Consider the following 19614-nt stretch of genomic DNA (forward strand, 5'->3'; position numbering starts at 1 on the left):
GTCCACCATTTGGGGGGAACCTCAGATGAACATCCACACCTGCCCGAGCCCCATTGAGTCCAGGATGGTGGCCAATTCGTACACGCTTGTGCGCCAAGCCTCGACTTCACCGGGGCCCGGATCGTGCTGATGAGCCTCCTTGAACCTGTCGGAGAGCTTGACGAGGAGCTGACTCCAATCCTTCAGCAACACACTGGCAGGCCAATACGCCTCCAACGCTGCATGTTCAGACATCAGTGCCCCGAATCTCTGCCAGATCGGGCAGCGATGTATCGAAACACCAACGCGTCTGACTAGATTCAGTTTCGAAACCTAGTCGATCCGGTCGCCTTCGAGATCGCCTGCAGGCGTTGATCTTCGACTCAACGCAGCGATCGATCCCACAGACATCACGGACTGCGCTCGACCACCGTGTTCCACCACGAACGGAACTTCCCCTTACAACAGCCACTTTGCAATCCCCACTCGGGCACGAGAAATCACGTGCGGGTGGGGGCAACGACGAAGCGGCGCTTCGGTGCCCGGCGGACCGCCAAGGAAGAGAGTAGCCGAGTCGCGGTGTCCTGCTGGTTCAGGAAGATAACGACCCTATTGCTGATCCATTGCTGGCAGAATTCCGTATCTGGGCACCCGCCTCTGAGCTGAAAGAAGCGGACCGAAGGGGACGAGTCCGGAAGCGACACGCAGGGAGAAGTAGGCAGGGACGGCTCTGATCCAGCAGCGATTGCCTGCCAGAGCGATTCAGTCTTGCCAGATCCCACTGCGGAGGAAGCTATCCCACTCAGTAGGGGAGAACATTAGCGCAGGTCCTCCAGGGCTCTTGGAGTCACGAACCCCCACCGTTCCAGTCGACAGATGGGCGATCTCAACGCAATCCGCATTGGGCTGGCTATAGGTGCTCTTGAACCACTGGGCACCGGACAGGTCTACGGTCACGTCCCGGACTCCTTCACCATCTGCTGCACCAACTGCTTGGTGTCATCCGCGGTCAACGCTACCCGCTGGATGTCCGTAATCGCCCGACGGTGGCGGTCGATCATGTCTGCTCGCTCCAGGTACAACCCACCTTCGTAGCCCTCCACGTAGACCACGGGCGGCTCCACGAGATGGCTTGCGAGAGGCGGGAATTCCAGCAAAGTGAAGGACTGTACGAGTAGGCTCAAATGACTTCCGGCGTTCATCGGAACGATCCGAATCGACAGGTTCGGCCGAGTGTCGATGAGTTCAAGAATGTGGTCCATCTGCTCGACCATGACGAACGAGCCACCGGGCGTATGTCGAAGCACACTCTCGGACAGCAGGATGTCCACGCGAAAGTTCGGATCCGCCAGTCGAACCTGTCGGTGCGCAGCAAGTTCCAGTCTCCGGTCCATGTCGGCTGCGGACAGGCTCGGGTCTCCGATGTAACTCACGGCCCGCCGGTAGCTGGCCGTCTGCAGCAATCCCGGCAAAAGCACGACTTGATGAGTGGTCAGGTGCGTCGCGACAGCCTCCAAACCCAGGTAGTGGTCGAAGTGCGGTGCGTACTGGTCTGTGTACGCCTGCCACCAACCTTTGGTCGTGCCAGCCAGTTTCGCCGCGTGCGCCTGATCCTTCACCTCCTGCCACAGCCTGAGGACTTCCTCCCGCCCCTCACTCGGATCCGAGACCTCGTAGAAGTCGAGCAGGTCCCTTATTTGTGACGAGCAGATCTTCACTTTCTGCCCATCCTCCATTCGGCCGATGCTCTGCGGCGATAGCTCGATGTGCAGACCGGCTGCAAGTTGACTCTTTTTCGACTGAACTCGGTAGCCGCGCAGCCTGCGACCGAGAGCCCTTCGGGGAAGCGATGATCCGGCCATTTCGTTAGCCTCGCTATCTGGGAATCTCCGTTCTGGAATGCCCCTGACTGGAATGCTCGCCGTCTTCCGCACATGCCCAGCTGGACATTCCAATTCTATTGCCGCAGGTGTCTACTGAAGTCACGAACGCGAAATGCCGAGGGGAGCAACGAATAACAAACCATCTGCCGTCGAAGGACCTGCTCCTGGAGGCCTGCGCGGGCACTGTCGCTCTACCGCATCCGCTTCTACTGGCCGCGTATGAACTGGCCAGCCTTCACGAAGCCCGGCACGCCGCGGATCCGGAGGCGCTGGCCGAAATCGACTGCACCCGCGCCAGATTGATACACGACATCGACTGCTGGACCGCACAGGAACTGCCACGCCCGTATGCCGCCGCAGCGCTTCACACCGAAACGGTCGGTATGGTCATCGACCGAATCGCCCAATTCTCAGTCGACGCCTATACAGCGCTGAGCAGCCCAGCCTCCGAGTGCCGGCTGCACTACGCATGGAAGCGCCTCGCAGAACTGTCCCTCGCCTACGCGGACCTCTCCCACGACCTGACCGCGCGCACCCGCCGCATCCCCGACTACACCACTCCCCACCCGGAAGACCTTCAGCACCAGCAGATTTGAGACCCCTTAGCGAAAGAGGTGCACGATGACCACAGCATGGCTGCCCTTCCTCATCGGTATGACCACCGGGAGCGTCCTAGCCTGGTTCCTGAGCACGATTCCCGTCCATAGCCGCACTCCATCCACCGAAGGAAGGACCGTGGCCGCTATCGCCTCCCGAATCGAACTTGAAGAAGCAACGGTCGCCGGTCACGCGTGCGCACGACCGTACACACCCGGCATCGGCGAGTGGACTTGCTTCAATGAACTCACCCATCCACGGCTCGGCAGAGATTTGAATCAGACTTGACGTTCCAAGGGGTACGACCTGGGCAGGACCGGTTGTCGTTGCACGACAACGTAACTGGGATAATGCCGACTCAGCGAGCGATACTCTGAGATTCATTTCGATTGATAGGCCGCGTCGGATCCGCCGCTGCAAGACGCGATATCTTCTCTAGATGCAGAATCATGCGAACCATGAGACCAGGGCATTGAGCGCTTCGTTTAGATCAGTTTCGGATGCAATACTCCTATGCTGAGCAGTGACCTCACCTGACGGGATATCAGCAAGTTCCAGTTCACATTCACCGGTATCCCACAGAATGATTCGCCCCATCTTTGTCTCATCCTCAAGATCGAACCAGGCGCTCTCCTTCGTCCGTCCATCATAAGGAGATTTGCTGACAGTAAGCTTGATACCGCGGTCAGCCAACGATCGACTGTGATTGATCAGCCAGCTCTGTGCATCACCGAGAATACTGTCATATTCATTCACTTCTTCGGTCCCCTCCAATCACTGATATTCGATGCAGGAGGGAACTCCAATGGTGGCGATCCCTTCCGCTCAGCCAATCGGCTGTGCATCGAGTCCGGTCCTGGTATCTGCGCCCAGCCGGGCTCGCCAGCAGGTCTGAGCGAACTCGTGGGAACATCGAATTCTGTGTAGCCCGTGCCCACTGCAGCCTGACGCCCATACGCCGCCGGGTCAGGCGGCGATGCGACATATGTGGTACCGCCCGCTCCTCCCTGAACTGTGCCTGTACCAACCATATTCTCGTATTCGTCCTGGCTCATCCAACGACCGACACGAGTGAAATCATCACTTCCAGGATCGCTGCCGGCATCGCCGGGAGGACACGGAGTCAAACCGAGCGGATCCGTCCACGCAGTCGGGTTGTGGGGATAGCTTGAGGGGTTGGGTGCCGCAGCCAAGCCAAGTGGGTCCTGGGTCAGGAACCGTCCAGTGGCTGGGTCGTATGTGCGATGGTGGTTGTAGTGAAGGCCCGTTTCCGGATCGTGGATCTGGCCGGGGAATCGCAAAGGGGTGTCGGCGCTGCCATGCCATGAAGTAGCACCCCACAATTTGGTTTCTGCGGTGGCCACAGTTTCGGCGGTGTTGGGATCGACGAGGTCGACGGGTGTGCCCACTAAATCGGTGATGATGGCGTAAAAAACGTGGTCAACGACGTCTTGATGAGTGGTCTGGGTGATCGGGGTATACGACTGCGGCTGGTAGTGCCAGCGCGTGATCGACTCGATTGTCCGTTGCTCGACCAGGTGGGTGCCGTCCCAGGCGTAGTCGGTACGGTCCAGGACTGTTCCGTCTGCGGCTAGCTGTTGCTTGGTAGTTCGCCGGCCGAACGCGTCATAGGTGTAGAGCCACAGCTGCTGGTCTGGAGTCTGAACGCCGATGAGTTGGTCGAAGGCGTCGTAGCGGTAGTGCCAAATCCTGGGCTTGCGAGAGTCTCGGGCAACTGTCTTGCGAATCAGACGACCTGCAGTGTCATAGTGGTAGCGAGACCGACCGTGGCGAACAAGCAGGTTGCCGCGATATTCTCGCCGATCGCTGGTCTCCGACGCGAAGGCACCCACCCCGATCAGATCGGGTGCTGTTGTGTCTGAACGTAACTCGGCGCTGGGCGAAAAAGCACCGGCACTGGTGTTGATGATGTTGCTGAGCGGGTCGTACGCGTAAGCCTCGGCAATGGCTCCATCTCGCGCAATGGTCTCAACGCGGCCCACCGCATCCAACGTGTAATCCCGCTGTTCGACCGGCATACCCGGACGGGTGAGCACGTGGCTAGTGAGATACCCGTCATTACGGTAGTCGTAGCTGTCATGTCGGATCACTCGTGACTCAGGCCGAGGCTCGGAGTCGAGGTTCAGCGACGAGGCGGGGAAGGCCGTGATGTCCTGGGCAGTAATACGACCAATAGCGGACAAGTTCCGATTGATGGCGACTTCGTCTATACGCCAGCCAGTCTGACGGCCTGAGACGTCGTAGGCGAACGAGATGTTGTGGCCATCCACAGACATACTGCTAACACGATTCGCCCGATTCCACTGCCACGTCGTAACCGCGTCGCTTGGCATCCGGCGGCGGACTCGGCGACCACCCGCATCGTATTCATTCTGCATCACCGACGCCTCGTCAAGTCGCTGCGACGCAAGCTGCCCGGTGGGTGTGTAGGTGAACTCGAGTGTGTGATTCGGTTCGTCACAAGTACCTGAGATAGCAGTCAGTACACGACCGGCCGAGTCATGTTGGTAACGACGCCATTCGCCGCTATCCGCCGCTATTTCGGTTACGCGACCGAGCACATCGTGCGTGTACCAGCGGCTGACACCGGTCGCCGGTGTGACGGTAGCGACGCGTCCGGCCGAGTCGTGGGCATAGCGGGTTATGGCGCCGCTGTAGTCCGATTCGCGGACTAACCGTCCTGCTTGGTCGTATTCGTATCGCCAGTTCTGGCCGGTCGGGTTGGTAACGCCGACCGGGCGGCGTTCGCTATCCCACGTGTAACGGGTAACCGAGCCGTTGGGATCGGTGCAGGATTCCAGCAAGTCGAAGGCACCATAGGTGTAGCGAGTGACGCCGCCGACCGGGTCGATGTGGGTGAGTAGGTTACCCTCACCGTCCCACGTCCATGACTCATGGTTACCTTCAGCGTCAGTGCGCCCCAGCAACTTTCCGCTCGGCGCCCACTCGAAACAAGTAGCCGCCCCAAGCGGATCAGTAACCCGAAATGGCCGACCGAAGCTGTCCCGCTCAATGCGGGTGACCTCACCGTTCGGATCGGCTATCGCAACCGGCAGGCCAGCTGCGTCAATCTCGAAGGTCCTCCGCGATCCCTGCGGTCCGAGAATCGTTGCCACAGAACCGTTGACGTGGTAGCCGTACTCAGTGCGCCCGCCAATTGGGTCGATTGCGGCAGTCAGATTGCCAGAATGGTCCCACTCCTGCCGCCGCACGCTGCCATCGACGTCAGTGATTGAGATCGGACGGTTGCGGCCCAAATACTCCACGGCTATCTGCGCGCTGTCCGGGCGGATGATCTCCGCGACATCGCCCTCGGCGGTGTATCGATACTGGGTCGTAGCGCCATCAGGCGCAACGACCTGCAACGGTTTGCGTCCAGCGTTGTAGTCGATATGCGTTCTGCCACCGGCTGGGTCGACCAAGTCACGGAGCCGAAGGTCGCGATCGAAGCCATGGGTTGTGACTCCACCGAGAGAGTCGGTGATTCTGGTGAAACTACCGGTGCCGTCGGGAAAAAGAAGATACTCGAAGTCGCAGTTGAGAATCCCAGCTGTCCCACGCTGGGTGACCACGCGACCGGCCCCGTCGTAAAAGTTGAGCATCGAGGTTTCGTTGGAATCGGTCCAGGACACCATCCGGCCGTGCTCGTCGTAGTCGTAGCGAGTGGTGGCACCGACCGCGTCGGCCACCGCGGTCAGGTTCCCATCCTGGTATTCGAATTCGCGTACCCGCGTTCGGACTTCGCGACCCTCGTCGGCGACGCCGACAACGGTCAGCGCGGTGACCCGCCCGCCAGCGGTGTCGATCTCAACTCGATAGCCGCCTGAATGGGTTACCGCCACCGGAGCGCCGTCGCTGTCGTAATGGAAGCGGATGCGGTTGCAGTGCCGGTCGGTGATTGCGCTCACCGCAAAATTGCCGAGTTGAGCATCCAATCCGTTCAGACCGGGCTCAGGTGCGAAGTGCCAGAGCAACTCTCGGTCCGGATCCCACGCCTGGTACCCGCCGGTCTCGGTGCGCGTCAGCGTCCAGCGTTGCCCACCGGTCACCGGTTCCACCGCCGCGCCGACCTCGGCGTGCGGATAGGCGAGCATGATTCCGTCCTCGCCGAGCAGCGTCACTCCCTCGCGTTCTACAACAACACGCATGTCGAGGGTGGCCGACCACGAAGGGCCGAACCAGCGTCCGAATCGATAGTTCGACCGATGCCGGCGCTTCAGCACCAACGTCAAGACGCCCGGCAGGGTGATATCGGTTTGCGGGAGAAGGAATTCACCGGTCGCGATATCGACCGGGTCGGGTGACTCTTCAATCTCGTGCGGGGCGCGATCAACCTCTGCGCCTGCGTCTTCCGCCGTCCGGACAGCTCCGTGGTCGGAGCTTGTCAGCTCGTTGAACGTCGGATTCGGCTGCCCTGGTTCATGATCCGCAGGATGACCTCCACCACTATCGTGAGGTTGGTCGGAACTATGTGCATCTGATGAAGAATCGTGTGGGGCGTCCTTATCAGGCGCGGCATGGTCCGGCGGATGCTCATCCTGGTGTGGCGCATTAGGTTCGCGGTCACGGGGTTGCAGCGAGCCAGAGGCGGGATCGGGTGTTCCCGGCTCCCGATGAGTGGACTGCGAGGCGTCAGGGTCTACATGTCGCCCCTCGGCGTTCGGTCGGTCCGACGTCAACGCTGCGGGCCGCTCATGATTCGGCGCTCCGGCATCGGCGTCGGGGCGAGTACCCAGCCCTTCGTGAGGCGTGCCCCCGCCGGAACTTGGTACCTGGGAACCGTCGACCGGACCAGGATCAGCCGCTGGCCGAGGCCGCACTTCAGGCTGTTCCAGAACAGGTCCCGGTGACGATTCCGGCGCAACCTCACCTACCCGAGGCTCTCCAGCAGGATGCGGTTGCGCGGCAGGCTGTTCCACCTGCGAAGCCGGCGAGGCCGAGTCCGGAGCTACCTCGTTCTGACGCGCATCCGCGACTGGATTGGCTTGCAGTGCAGCACCGTCCGGGTGCGGGGCAGCGGCCGGGCCGCCGCCCTCTGGTGCGGCAGCACCTGGAGCGGCACCGTCGGGATGCGGCAGGCCTGCCTTCGGAGCCTCTGCATCAGGAGCATCCGGTTTCGTCGCGTTCGGCCTGGTCTCCGATGGGGCTCCCGATTCATTGGGAGTTCCGACGCGGTCCGGTTTCGGTTCGGTCCGCGCGGGAGCCACTGGGGCGTCTCCGCGCGGTAGAGCGCGGCCGGGGGCTGCGCTGGGGACGTCTTCGAGCACGCTGGTGGTGGCCTTGGTGACCTTGGTGGCGTTGCTGAGCTCGTCTAGGGCATCGACGCCGATCTTGGCGGAACCGCCGCCGCCGGTCGCGACGGTGAGTACGACGTTGCCGGTGATCGCGCCGGCCGCTTCGAAGGGGTTCTGGCGGGCGTCCGAGAGCATGGCGCCGACTGTTGCGCCTGGGTCTGCGGCGGCCACGACCATTCCGGTGCCCAGGTCGGACATGCTCGAGATGTATTGGGCCGGGTGCGAGATGTTGTAGGGGTCAAGGACATCGACTGAGCGGGCGAACTGGGCGATCGAGGTGAAGCTTGTCAGGACTCCGGCGTAGAAGCTGTTTTTGCCGTTTTCGTAGACGCCGTTCAGGTCTTCGAAGTTGTCGGTCCAGCGGGCGGTGAAGGGGGGTTCGGTGGGGGCTTCCTGGGTTTGGGATTGGAGGCCGCTCACTACGGTGCCGGCGATGCTGTCGCGTTGGGAGCGGGCGTTTTTCAGGATGTCGCGGGCGGCGTCTCGCATCGGCGACCAGGTGTCGACGAGGGTGGTTTTCTTTTTGTCCTTGTTCGACAAGGCGTTCCAGGAGTCCTTTTGAGACTTCTCCTCCTTGTCGGCGGCCTCCCACTTGTCGATCGCCTCTTGCGCCTTCGCCTGGCCGGTGATGACTGCCCAGTACCAACTGTCAAGGTGCGCTGCGGCTTTGGAGAAGGCGTCGCCCGCGGTCCACCACAGCTTGGGCTGTTTGTCGAAGGCGCTGTGGAATGCGGTGGCGCCCTTGCCGGTCCAGTCCGCTACGTCGATGGTGCGCAACGCATTTCCGGTGGATTCGATCGAGGTCGACATGGTGCGGAGTTTGTCGGCGACGTCGTGGATCTTCGACGGCTCACCGCGGATGAGTTCCGTTTTGTCCTTGGTTTGGCCGAGTTGCCGCTCGAGGACCTCGCCGCCCTGGTGGTCGGCGATCTGGTCGCCCAGGTCCTGGATGGCGGACGCGACCGAATCCGCGCCGACGTCGCGGGCCAGGTCCGCGACCTCGTAGGTGCCGCAGTCGATGATCGAGCCGGCCTTGGTTTCGACCTCGTCAATGCCGTTCTCGATCGCATCGCCGATCTTGTCGACGAAATCGCCGAGCCCCACTAGTGTTGTCCCCCTTCAACACCCGGGGTTGCCGGATCGGGGTGCAGGATCTGGGCTGCTCGTGCGGCGGCGCCGGTGTTCCACCCCGCTCCCCCGTCATTGCCGAGCGGATTCTTGAACAATTGGTCGTTCGCCAGGGCCTGCGGGGCGACCGCCTTGACCGCTTGCGCATCGGTGCCGACGTGGCTGAGCATGTCCTGGAACGACTTGTCGCTGTAGTCGGGGTGGGCCAGCGCGTTGAACTCGTTGTCGGAGAAGGTCTCGCTCCACGACCGGCTGTCGATCTGGTCCTTCGACAGGTGCGGGTCGCTGAACAGGTCGCTGTAGGCCTCTTTCAGTGCGTTCTCGCTCTGCTGATCCATCATGTGATAGCGGCCGGCCGCCAATCCGACTGCCTCGGCCATATTGTTCGCCGATTGCACCAGGGAACGCACACCCCATGACCAGCGGTCGCAGAAGGTTTCGAACGTCGATTGCACCGACGCCTTGCCCGCCTCCAGGGGTGACAACGCCAGTAACGAGAAGCCCCGGCCCAGTGCGCCGGTTTCTTTGATGCCCAGGCCGGACAGCTCGCCGATGATCGCGTTGATGCCTGCCTCGGCCTGTTTCAGTACGGCCGGTTCGACCTTCAGTTCGTCGCTCACGAACCCACCCCTACTTCGTCGACCTCGGCGGGGAGCTGCGGCGGGAAGGCCACCGGCGCGGCGCCCGCGCAATCGACCGATATGCCGGTCGGCTCGGGGCGTGAGGCGGCGTAGTCGATCAAACGGCAGCCGAGCAAGGTCTGGTACTTGTACTCGTGATCGGCCGCTACCCCTCGGGCGACCATGTAGCGAGCGTATTCCTCCATGCTGGTGAAGGCGCAGATCCAATCGATCTCGCGCACCCGCGAGGTGAAGACCCGGTCGGTGTCGACCAGGGGTACGAGTACCGCGGCCTGCTCGAAGGCGCGGCGCAGCAACTCCGGCTGTCCGAAACCGGCGTAGAATGCCGCGATCTCGGACCGCAACCCCATCAGGCCATCATTAGCGCTAGTCAAGACAACACCCCCTGCAGACAGTTCCCCCCACGAACAGCAGCACATTGCACCCTACACAATGCGACGGGGTGGACGGAGCGGCCTATCAACCGGCCAGGCGTCGACACGCTGCTGTGAGCCGTCATGTGATCGAAGTCATGGGATGACCGGTTGCCGGTCGCGACCAGACTCCTGATACAGCGTTGGAAACAGGGCGTACACAAATCTCCAGAGCGGATTGCCTGCCGGTAACCAGCTGTTCGTCTACCGGTCGCCACATTTGCCACATTAATTCCATTTGGTACCACATCTGCCAAACTGGCTCATCTGCAATGGAATTCATCTGCACATTGCCAACTGATAGCTACACGCTACCGGCGCTGTCTGATTGCCAGCGCAGCCGACTTCGCGCTGCCGCATCGGGTCTTCGGTCCTATCGTCAGCCGTACTCACACGACGACAGGTCGTGAGTGATCTCCGGCGGAAGGCGCTCACAATGTTGGTTTCGAGGACTGCGGGTATCGCATTGGCGTGCTCGGTGGCGGCGGTTGGTGCGGGTTCGATGCCTGCGCAGGTGGTTACGACTGCGAGCGAGCTGACTCAGGTCGGAACGGCGATCGAGCCGGTGAGCACCGCGTCTACGGATGCGAAAGTCGTTGGGGGAGCTAGAGATAACGCTGTCTCGGCGATCGGGTTGCTGTTCCCGACTCTCGCGAGTCCGGGCGAGGCTCGGCTGATACCGGGCAGCCCGATTCAGCCGGTTGCGCTTGTCGGAACCGGGAGTGCGGCAGCGGGTATCGGGTTGGCCGGGTTGCTTGTCACCGGGAGTGCGGCGCTCGGAACCGGGAGTGTTGCCGTCGCGCCGTGGGCCGCGGGGGCGGGGACCGGGAGTGCGGCTCTCGGGGCGGGTAGTGCTGCTGCGGCTCCCGTTGGTGATTTGCTCGGGGCGGCCGCGTTGGCGTTGGGGACCGGTAGCGCGGCGGCGGGGGCTTCCGGGAGCGCTGCGTCCGGTGGGCTCGGAACGCCGTTGGCCGTATTGGGAACTGGGAGTGCGGCTCTCGGGACCGGCAGTGCGGGGCTGGCCGCGGCGGGTACCGGTGTTGCGCCGTTCGCTGCGCTCGCGGGGACGGGTAGTGCTGCGCTCGGAGCGGGGAGTGCTGCTGTGGCTCCGGCCGGCGCGGCTACCGGGACCGGGCTCGCTACCTTGATCGCTACCGGGAGTGCTGCGCTGGGTAGCGGGAGTGCCGCTTCTCCAGTAGCGGCCGAGAATTCCAGTGACTCTTCGGAATACGAGCCGCTCGGACTTGGGCCCGCGAACTGAATTGTCCCGATACGACAAACCCCCGCAGCGAATGCTGCAGGGGTACAACGAAAAAGACCCCCAGCCAGTGGCTGGGGGTCTTCTCGAATGATGTTCCGGCGGTGTCCTACTCTCCCACACCCTGTCGAGTGCAGTACCATCGGCGCAGGTGGCCTTAGCTTCCGGGTTCGGAATGGGACCGGGCGTTTCCCCACCGCTATAGCCGCCGTAACTCTATGAAACTGTCACATCCCATGTGCCAGAGAAAGATTCGAGGGCCTTGCCCTCGAACACCCAGTAAGGGTGGTCGAGGCAAAAGCCTCGGATATCTTCCTCCGGGGGTTCAAGAGCTCGAGGCCCCTGAAACACCGCCACACAGAATTGTGTGTTGTTTCAGATACCGCACAGTGGACGCGTAGCTTCTTTGTTGGTAAGTCCTCGGCCTATTAGTACAGGTCACCTGCACCCGTTACCGGGCTTCCAGTTCCTGCCTATCAACCCAATGGTCTGTTGGGGGCCTTAACCTATCAAGTAGGTGAGAAACCTCATCTTGGAACAGGCTTCCCGCTTAGATGCTTTCAGCGGTTATCCCTTCCGAACGTAGCAAACCAGCCGTGCCCTTGGCAGGACAACTGGCACACCAGAGGTTCGTCCGTCCCGGTCCTCTCGTACTAGGGACAGCCTTCCTCAAGTTTCTGACGCGCGCGGCGGATAGAGACCGAACTGTCTCACGACGTTCTAAACCCAGCTCGCGTGCCGCTTTAATGGGCGAACAGCCCAACCCTTGGGACCTACTCCAGCCCCAGGATGCGACGAGCCGACATCGAGGTGCCAAACCATCCCGTCGATATGGACTCTTGGGGAAGATCAGCCTGTTATCCCCGGGGTACCTTTTATCCGTTGAGCGACACCGCTTCCACTTGCCGGTGCCGGATCACTAGTCCCGACTTTCGTCCCTGCTCGACCTGTCGGTCTCACAGTCAAGCTCCCTTGTGCACTTGCACTCGACACCTGATTGCCAACCAGGCTGAGGGAACCTTTGGGCGCCTCCGTTACATTTTGGGAGGCAACCGCCCCAGTTAAACTACCCACCAGGCACTGTCCCTGAACCAGATCATGGTCCGAGGTTAGAAGTCCAATACGATCAGAGTGGTATTTCAACGATGACTCCACGAACACTGGCGTGCCCGCTTCACAGTCTCCCACCTATCCTACACAAACCGTACCGAACACCAATACCAAGCTATAGTGAAGGTCCCGGGGTCTTTTCGTCCTGCCGCGCGTAACGAGCATCTTTACTCGTAATGCAATTTCGCCGAGTCTGTGGTTGAGACAGCTGAGAAGTCGTTACGCCATTCGTGCAGGTCGGAACTTACCCGACAAGGAATTTCGCTACCTTAGGATGGTTATAGTTACCACCGCCGTTTACCGGGGCTTAAATTCTCAGCTTCGCACCGAAGTGCTAACCGGTCCTCTTAACCTTCCGGCACCGGGCAGGCGTCAGTCCGTATACATCGTCTTACGACTTCGCACGGACCTGTGTTTTTAGTAAACAGTCGCTTCTCACTGGTCTCTGCGACCTCACCCAGCTCGGGAAGCAAGTTCCGTCACCAGACAAGGCCCTCCTTCTCCCGAAGTTACGGAGGTATTTTGCCGAGTTCCTTAACCACAGTTATCTCGATCGCCTTAGTATTCTCTACCTGACCACCTGTGTCGGTTTGGGGTACGGGCCATGTACCAGCTCGCTAGAGGCTTTTCTCGGCAGCATAGGATCACTGAATTCGCCTCAATCGGCTACGCATCACCTCTCAGGCTTCATGAGACACGGATTTGCCTATGTCTCGCCCTACAGGCTTACACCCGGACAACCATTACCGGGCCCAGCTACCTTCCTGCGTCACCCCATCGCTTGACTACTACAACCGGGGTCCCATGCAGCCACGTTCCCCCTCGCCCGAAGGCTCGGTAAGACCGCTTTTGGATGGTTAGCACAACTGATTCGCCATTGGGCGCGGATACACGGGTACGGGAATATCAACCCGTTGTCCATCGACTACGCCTGTCGGCCTCGCCTTAGGTCCCGACTCACCCTGGGCGGATTAACCTGGCCCAGGAACCCTTGGTCATTCGGCGGACGAGTTTCTCACTCGTCTTTCGCTACTCATGCCTGCATTCTCACTCGCATGGCCTCCACGGCTGGATCACTCCGCCGCTTCCCTGGCCATACGACGCTCCCCTACCCATCCAGACTCCTGGCCCGAAGGCGGGATAATGTCTGAATGCCGCGGCTTCGGCGGTGTACTTGAGCCCCGCTACATTGTCGGCGCAGGATCACTTGACCAGTGAGCTATTACGCACTCTTTCAAGGGTGGCTGCTTCTAAGCCAACCTCCTGGTTGTCTTCGCGACCCCACATCCTTTTCCACTTAGTACACGCTTAGGGGCCTTAGCCGGCGATCTGGGCTGTTTCCCTCTCGACTACGAAGCTTATCCCCCGCAGTCTCACTGCCACGCTCTCACACACCGGCATTCGGAGTTTGGCTGACTTCGGTAAGCTTGTGGGCCCCCTAGGCCATCCAGTAGCTCTACCTCCGGTGTGAAACACGTGACGCTGCACCTAAATGCATTTCGGGGAGAACCAGCTATCACGGAGTTTGATTGGCCTTTCACCCCTACCCACAACTCATCCCCTCAGTTTTCAACCTAAGTGGGTTCGGGCCTCCACGACGTCTTACCGTCGCTTCACCCTGGCCATGGGTAGATCACTCCGCTTCGGGTCCATAGTGTGCGACTAAAGGGCGCCCTATTCGGACTCGCTTTCGCTACGGCTACCCCACACGGGTTAACCTCGCCACACACCGATGACTCGCAGGCTCATTCTTCAAAAGGCACGCCATCACCCCACGAACAAGTTCGAAGGCTCTGACGGATTGTAAGCGCACGGTTTCAGGTACTATTTCACTCCCCTCCCGGGGTACTTTTCACCTTTCCCTCACGGTACTAGTCCGCTATCGGTCACCAGGTAGTATTCAGGCTTATCGGGTGGTCCCGACAGATTCACAGCAGATTTCACGGGCCCGCTGCTACTCGGGTGTCTCTCACACAAGCCGTTGAGTTTTCGCTTACCGGACTCTCACCGTCTATGGTTGGCCGTCCCAGACCAATTCAGCTAACACAACGGTTTCTGACTTGTGCCCACCACGGCAGTGGTGAGAAGAGAGATCCCACAACCCCAAGAACGCAACGCCTGCCGGCTATCACACGCTCCTGGTTTAGCCTCTTCCGCTTTCGCTCGCCACTACTCACGGAATCACTGTTGTTTTCTCTTCCTGTGGGTACTGAGATGTTTCACTTCCCCACGTTCCCTCCACACGCCCTATATATTCAGGCGCGGGTAACACGACATCACTCGTGCTGGGTTTCCCCATTCGGACATCCTCGGATCTCAGCTCGGTTGACAGCTCCCCGAGGCTTATCGCAGCCTCCTACGTCCTTCATCGGCTCCTGGTGCCAAGGCATCCACCGTACGCTCTTACACACTTACTAACAAAGATGCTCGCGTCCACTGTGCAGTTCTCAAACAACACACAAAGCCTATTCTGTACTCAGCACCGGACCAGAGGAAAACCTCTGCGGTATGACTGAAGAACCAGCCTTGTCGTTATCTTGCCTGGAAAGAAAGACTTACGTCTGTTCTTTCAGGACCCAACAGTGTGTCGATATATTCACCACGATTTCGGACTGAGCCGAAACCATGTGCGATGAAGCTTGTCAGTGTTCCACCCATGAGCGTCCGCGGTCCCACGATTGGGGACACAAACGGTCTCTGCCACAACGTCATTCACCTGTGTGAAGAGTCGTGGAGATGTGCTCCTTAGAAAGGAGGTGATCCAGCCGCACCTTCCGGTACGGCTACCTTGTTACGACTTCGTCCCAATCGCCAATCCCACCTTCGACGGCTCCCTCCACAAGGGTTAGGCCACCGGCTTCGGGTGTTACCGACTTTCATGACGTGACGGGCGGTGTGTACAAGGCCCGGGAACGTATTCACCGCAGCGTTGCTGATCTGCGATTACTAGCGACTCCAACTTCACGGGGTCGAGTTGCAGACCCCGATCCGAACTGAGACCGGCTTTAAGGGATTCGCTCCACCTCGCGGTATCGCAGCCCTCTGTACCGGCCATTGTAGCATGTGTGAAGCCCTGGACATAAGGGGCATGATGACTTGACGTCGTCCCCACCTTCCTCCGAGTTGACCCCGGCAGTCTCTCACGAGTCCCCGCCATTACGCGCTGGCAACATAAGATAAGGGTTGCGCTCGTTGCGGGACTTAACCCAACATCTCACGACACGAGCTGACGACAGCCATGCACCACCTGTACACCGACCACAAGGGGGGCCGTATCTCTACGGCTTTCCGGTGTATGTCAAACCCAGGTAAGGTTCTTCGCGTTGCATCGAATTAATCCACATGCTCCGCCGCTTGTGCGGGCCCCCGTCAATTCCTTTGAGTTTTAGCCTTGCGGCCGTACTCCCCAGGCGGGGTACTTAATGCGTTAGCTACGGCACGGATCCCGTGGAAGGAAACCCACACCTAGTACCCACCGTTTACGGCATGGACTACCAGGGTATCTAATCCTGTTTGCTACCCATGCTTTCGCTTCTCAGCGTCAGTTACTTCCCAGAGACCCGCCTTCGCCACCGGTGTTCCTCCTGATATCTGCGCATTTCACCGCTACACCAGGAATTCCAGTCTCCCCTGAAGTACTCTAGTCTGCCCGTATCCCCTGCAAGCTTAAGGTTGAGCCCCAAGTTTTCACAGAAGACGTGACAGACCGCCTACAAGCTCTTTACGCCCAGTAATTCCGGACAACGCTCGCACCCTACGTATTACCGCGGCTGCTGGCACGTAGTTGGCCGGTGCTTCTTCTACAGGTACCGTCACTCGCGCTTCGTCCCTGTCAAAAGGGGTTTACAACCCGAAGGCCGTCATCCCCCACGCGGCGTCGCTGCATCAGGCTTTCGCCCATTGTGCAATATTCCCCACTGCTGCCTCCCGTAGGAGTCTGGGCCGTGTCTCAGTCCCAGTGTGGCCGGTCACCCTCTCAGGTCGGCTACCCGTCGTCGCCTTGGTGGGCCGTTACCCCACCAACAAGCTGATAGGCCGCGGGCCCATCTCGCACCGATAAATCTTTCCACCCTCGAACATGCATCCGAAAGTCATATCCGGTATTAGACCCAGTTTCCCAGGCTTATCCCAGAGTGCGAGGCAGATCACCCACGTGTTACTCACCCGTTCGCCGCTCGTGTACCCCGAAGGGCCTTACCGCTCGACTTGCATGTGTTAAGCACGCCGCTAGCGTTCGTCCTGAGCCAGGATCAAACTCTCCGTTGAAGACTCTCAACTCCACCCTCACGGATGCAATCGGAAGAATTAACCAGAGTCCGAAAACCATGGCAAACAAAACGCCAGCAAAAAAGTATTTGCTGACTAAATGTCCGACCTCTCAACCGGGGGGTATGAGAAGCCGGAACCAATAATAATATTGGCACTGACATTCATCGACACACTATTGAGTTCTCAAAGAACAGGCGCACAAAACAATTCCCGAGTCGGTGACTCAGGAATCCGTTGAGGCTGTTTCTGTAGCTTAGCTCATCCTGTCCGGCAGAACCAAATCCGCCGATCAAGTGGAGCTGATGGCCAGGCGCTCCTCGTACAACCTCGTTATCCCTTGCCGCGCTTAGCCTTTCGGCTCTGCGTCTCGGCCCGGGTCGGTGTCCGTGTCGCTCTGACTCGAACTAAGTTACGGACGGCAGCGAACGAAGTCAAATCGCCTGCAAAAGGGCTGGTCACCGCCCCCAGGCCAGTTTTATGCGGGTTGTGGCGAGGAAGTCGGCGGTCAATTCGCGCAGCGCCAGGAACTGACCGCCGGAACCGTACTTCTGGCGGAGCGTGCCGAAGTCGGTGAACTCGGCGGCGGCGGCGATCTGATTGGACTCCGGGATCCTCGTCGGGAAAAGACGCGGCAGGGTGCGGTTCTCGCGCAGGTCCTCGAGGATGCGGCGGTGGATCGCGGAGGAGCGCCGGTACTTGGTGATCACCACACCGAGCTCCTCTATAGGAGTGGACCAGCGAGTGGAGAGGTGACGGATGTGTGATTGCACCGGCGGGATGCCGTAGGTGGACATCACGTCCGGGATGGTGGGGATCAGGTAGCCGTCGGAGATCCGCAGGCCGTTCTGGGTGATGATGCCGAGATTGGGCGGGCAGTCGATGAGCACGAAGTCGTAGCCGGCCAGGACCGCGGTCAGCGCATCGGCCAGGACCCTGGTCGGGTCGATTCCCGCGAGGCGCGTCATATCATCTTGCAGGGCAATGAGTTTCGGCGAGGACGGCAGTAGGTCCACCGAGGTGACCATCTGCATCGGGGAAACCCCGTGCTGGATGAGCGCCGAGACATCCTGCAAACGCTTTCGGTTCAGCGCGGCGGTGAACACCGCGGTGAGGGTCTGATCCTCCGAATCCAGTTCCGCCGCACGAGTTTCCCCGACCATCATGGTGGTCAGATTTCGCTGCGGGTCGAGATCGATGAGCAGGACTCGTTTGCCGAACTCGGCGGACAGTATTTCGGCGAGAGCGGCGGTGGTGGTCGTTTTTCCGACGCCGCCCTTGAGGTTGAAGGTGGCAACCACATAGGGGCGAACTCGGCCGGCGACCGGGTTCGGTTCCCAGACGCGTTGGGGGCGATCGAATTGCAGAGCCCTGGTGTTCTTGCCGGGTAACTCCCAGCCGAAACCGTTCTGGGGCGCAGCGATATCCGTCGAACGTGCCCGCCCGCCGGGCACCACATCACCACGCAACTCCACCAACTCAGCACCCTTCATCACCGTGACCGTCACGACAGTCGGCCCGAGCCTAGTTACTCGGGCCCTCGTGAGGGGCGCGACACGGAAAGCTGTGAATCGGCGGTTACCGAACTTCGCGACACGGCCGATAACGCGCCGAGGGGCCGAGTTCGTCGCGGCGAAGCACGGTTTCGAGGGCAGAGCAGCGAATACACTTGCCGAGTGCAGAGAGATGAGGCGCTCCGCAATGGCATTCCGGATCGCGATGAGGCGCTCCGCAAAGCCCTGGAAAGCATCGAAGCGGCCTTCGGTCCCCGGCGGGAGCCCACGAAGCGGCCCCCGCCGAAGGAGCCTCGGCGCCCACGCCGCAGCAGCACGCATACCTACCGGGTGATGGTCGAGTCGGTGAAGCCGAACGGGCGCATTTGGCGGCGGCTGGAGGTTGCCTCGGATCTGTATCTCGATGAACTGCAGGATCTGCTGGAAACCGCCCTGGGGTGGGAATACCAGCAGCGGAAGCACTTCGGCTCGGCGGCGGTCTACAAGGATTACGACACCCAGCATTACCTGTGCTCATGGGAAATCGAGCGGGGATGGCGGGGTGTACCGCTGGATCGGGTGCGGCTCGATGAGCTGCTGGTCGAGGCCGGGGATGAGCTGTTTCATCGCAACGGGCCTCGGAAGGAATGGCAGCGGGTGGTGCGGGTCGAGGCCGTGCGCGAGTTTCACGCCGACTCCCCGCGCGCGGTATGTCTCGAAGGCCCCAAAGGTGTGGATGTCGAAGCTGTCAATCTGGAGTTGAGCACCTTCGGGCAGGGTGCGGCCGATGAGGCGCCCATCAATCCCGAGGGTTTGCCCGAAGCGCTGGTGCGGATGCTGGGCGGTCCGCCGGGAAGGTCACTGCGGCGATTGCGGCATTTGACGGGGCAGGCCATGGTGAATCAACCGGTCACGATCGATCCCGTGGGGGCGGCCGATGCGATGCGGCCCTATTTGCGGTTGCTTGCGCATATCGGCGCCGATGGGACTCCGCTGACCGACACGAGGACGCTTCCACCACAGGTTCTTTCACCCCTGCTGGCCGAACTTCAATTGAATGCGCGATGGCTGCACGAACGCGGTGAGCCGGTACCGGTCGACGAATTGCGAGGGACCGCAGCCTATTTCGGTTTGACGGAGGAGAGCGGCGACCGTGTGCGACTGACCGAAACCGGTATTCGACTGCTCGCGGATCCGGTGGCGCTGTGGTGGTATATCGCAGATCATCTGCCACGGTCACCGCGTGATGAAATGACTGTGCTGCAGGTGCTGGCACTGGCGACAGATACCGGCGATCCGATCCGCGCGACCATGGGAATCTACAACGACCTGTACCAGTGGCCCGGGCCGGACCCCGAGGAAGCGCCGGTAATCAGCTCGATGCACGATTCGTGGCGGGTTTTCCAATGTCTGCGGATGACACCGCGAAATCACCACTCGTACTATCGAATCCAGCATTCTTCGACGCGCAAATTCGCGCGAGCGGTGTTGCAGCGGTGGCCGCGCAGCACCGACTCCGATTAGAGCGGCG

The 19614-nt window shown here is 60.5% G+C and carries 10 protein-coding genes and 3 rRNA genes; 2 read left to right on the forward strand and 11 right to left on the reverse strand.

Translation table 11 applies throughout. The features are described 5' to 3' along the window. Positions 1-21: 21 nt before the first annotated feature. The 3 genes from OG326_RS33620 to OG326_RS33630 all read right to left on the reverse strand — a co-directional run bounded on the left by OG326_RS33620 (position 22) and on the right by OG326_RS33630 (position 1841). On the reverse strand, positions 22-234 hold the full coding sequence (locus OG326_RS33620) for a hypothetical protein (protein WP_327141152.1): 213 nt from the start codon (positions 232-234) through the stop codon (positions 22-24). 507 nt (positions 235-741) lie between these two features. Next, positions 742-936, reverse strand: a complete 195-nt coding sequence (locus tag OG326_RS33625; protein ID WP_327141153.1) for a DUF397 domain-containing protein — start codon at positions 934-936, stop codon at positions 742-744. Continuing rightward, complete coding sequence (locus OG326_RS33630) at positions 933-1841, reverse strand: DUF5753 domain-containing protein (RefSeq protein ID WP_327141154.1); 909 nt, start codon at positions 1839-1841, stop codon at positions 933-935. The genes OG326_RS33625 and OG326_RS33630 overlap by 4 nt, the downstream gene beginning before the upstream one ends. A 107-nt stretch (positions 1842-1948) precedes the next feature. Between OG326_RS33630 and OG326_RS33635 the strand changes: the two genes are divergently transcribed. Further along, positions 1949-2458 (forward strand): DUF4254 domain-containing protein, encoded by a 510-nt coding sequence (locus OG326_RS33635; protein ID WP_327141155.1) that lies wholly within the window; start codon positions 1949-1951, stop codon positions 2456-2458. A 448-nt stretch (positions 2459-2906) separates the two neighbouring features. On the opposite strand, the gene OG326_RS33640 is transcribed toward OG326_RS33635, so the two are convergent. The 8 genes from OG326_RS33640 to OG326_RS33675 form a co-directional block, all read right to left on the reverse strand. After that, on the reverse strand, positions 2907-3215 hold the full coding sequence (locus OG326_RS33640) for an immunity protein TriTu family protein (RefSeq protein ID WP_327141156.1): 309 nt from the start codon (positions 3213-3215) through the stop codon (positions 2907-2909). Continuing rightward, positions 3212-8878: a putative T7SS-secreted protein gene (locus OG326_RS33645; protein ID WP_327141157.1), complete on the reverse strand. Its 5667-nt coding sequence runs from the start codon at positions 8876-8878 to the stop codon at positions 3212-3214. The genes OG326_RS33640 and OG326_RS33645 overlap by 4 nt, the downstream gene beginning before the upstream one ends. Then, positions 8878-9522 carry a hypothetical protein gene (locus OG326_RS33650; RefSeq protein WP_327141158.1) on the reverse strand — a complete coding sequence of 215 codons (645 nt, stop codon included), beginning with the start codon at positions 9520-9522 and terminating at the stop codon, positions 8878-8880. Before OG326_RS33650 ends, OG326_RS33645 begins: the two co-directional genes overlap by 1 nt. Continuing rightward, entirely contained in the window at positions 9519-9893 is a 375-nt protein-coding gene (locus tag OG326_RS33655) for a hypothetical protein (protein ID WP_327141159.1), read from the reverse strand. Before OG326_RS33655 ends, OG326_RS33650 begins: the two co-directional genes overlap by 4 nt. A gap of 1417 nt (positions 9894-11310) precedes the next feature. After that, a 5S ribosomal RNA gene (gene rrf / locus OG326_RS33660) occupies positions 11311-11427 on the reverse strand. Positions 11428-11622: 195 nt separating this feature from the next. Continuing rightward, positions 11623-14741 (reverse strand): 23S ribosomal RNA (locus OG326_RS33665). A 332-nt stretch (positions 14742-15073) separates the two neighbouring features. After that, positions 15074-16590, reverse strand: a 16S ribosomal RNA gene (locus OG326_RS33670). The 16S, 23S and 5S rRNA genes sit together here, the layout of an rRNA operon. Positions 16591-17048: 458 nt before the next feature. Beyond that, on the reverse strand, positions 17049-18083 hold the full coding sequence (locus tag OG326_RS33675; RefSeq protein ID WP_327141160.1) for a ParA family protein: 1035 nt from the start codon (positions 18081-18083) through the stop codon (positions 17049-17051). A 183-nt stretch (positions 18084-18266) separates the two neighbouring features. On the opposite strand from OG326_RS33675, the gene OG326_RS33680 reads away from it, so the two are divergent. Further along, positions 18267-19607, forward strand: a complete 1341-nt coding sequence (locus OG326_RS33680; protein WP_327141161.1) for an IS1096 element passenger TnpR family protein — start codon at positions 18267-18269, stop codon at positions 19605-19607. Positions 19608-19614 lie beyond the last annotated feature (7 nt).

The sequence above is a fragment of the Nocardia sp. NBC_01327 genome (genome assembly GCF_035958815.1).
GTDB lineage: Bacteria > Actinomycetota > Actinomycetes > Mycobacteriales > Mycobacteriaceae > Nocardia.

What these genes read in the sequence shown, in the direction of transcription:
- OG326_RS33630 (WP_327141154.1), bottom strand. Translation starts at nt 1,841, where the DNA reads ATGGCCGGATCATCGCTTCCCCGAAGGGCTCTCGGTCGCAGGCTGCGC.
- OG326_RS33655 (WP_327141159.1), bottom strand. Translation starts at nt 9,893, where the DNA reads ATGGGGTTGCGGTCCGAGATCGCGGCATTCTACGCCGGTTTCGGACAG.
- OG326_RS33620 (WP_327141152.1), bottom strand. Translation starts at nt 234, where the DNA reads ATGTCTGAACATGCAGCGTTGGAGGCGTATTGGCCTGCCAGTGTGTTG.
- OG326_RS33675 (WP_327141160.1), bottom strand. Translation starts at nt 18,083, where the DNA reads ATGAAGGGTGCTGAGTTGGTGGAGTTGCGTGGTGATGTGGTGCCCGGC.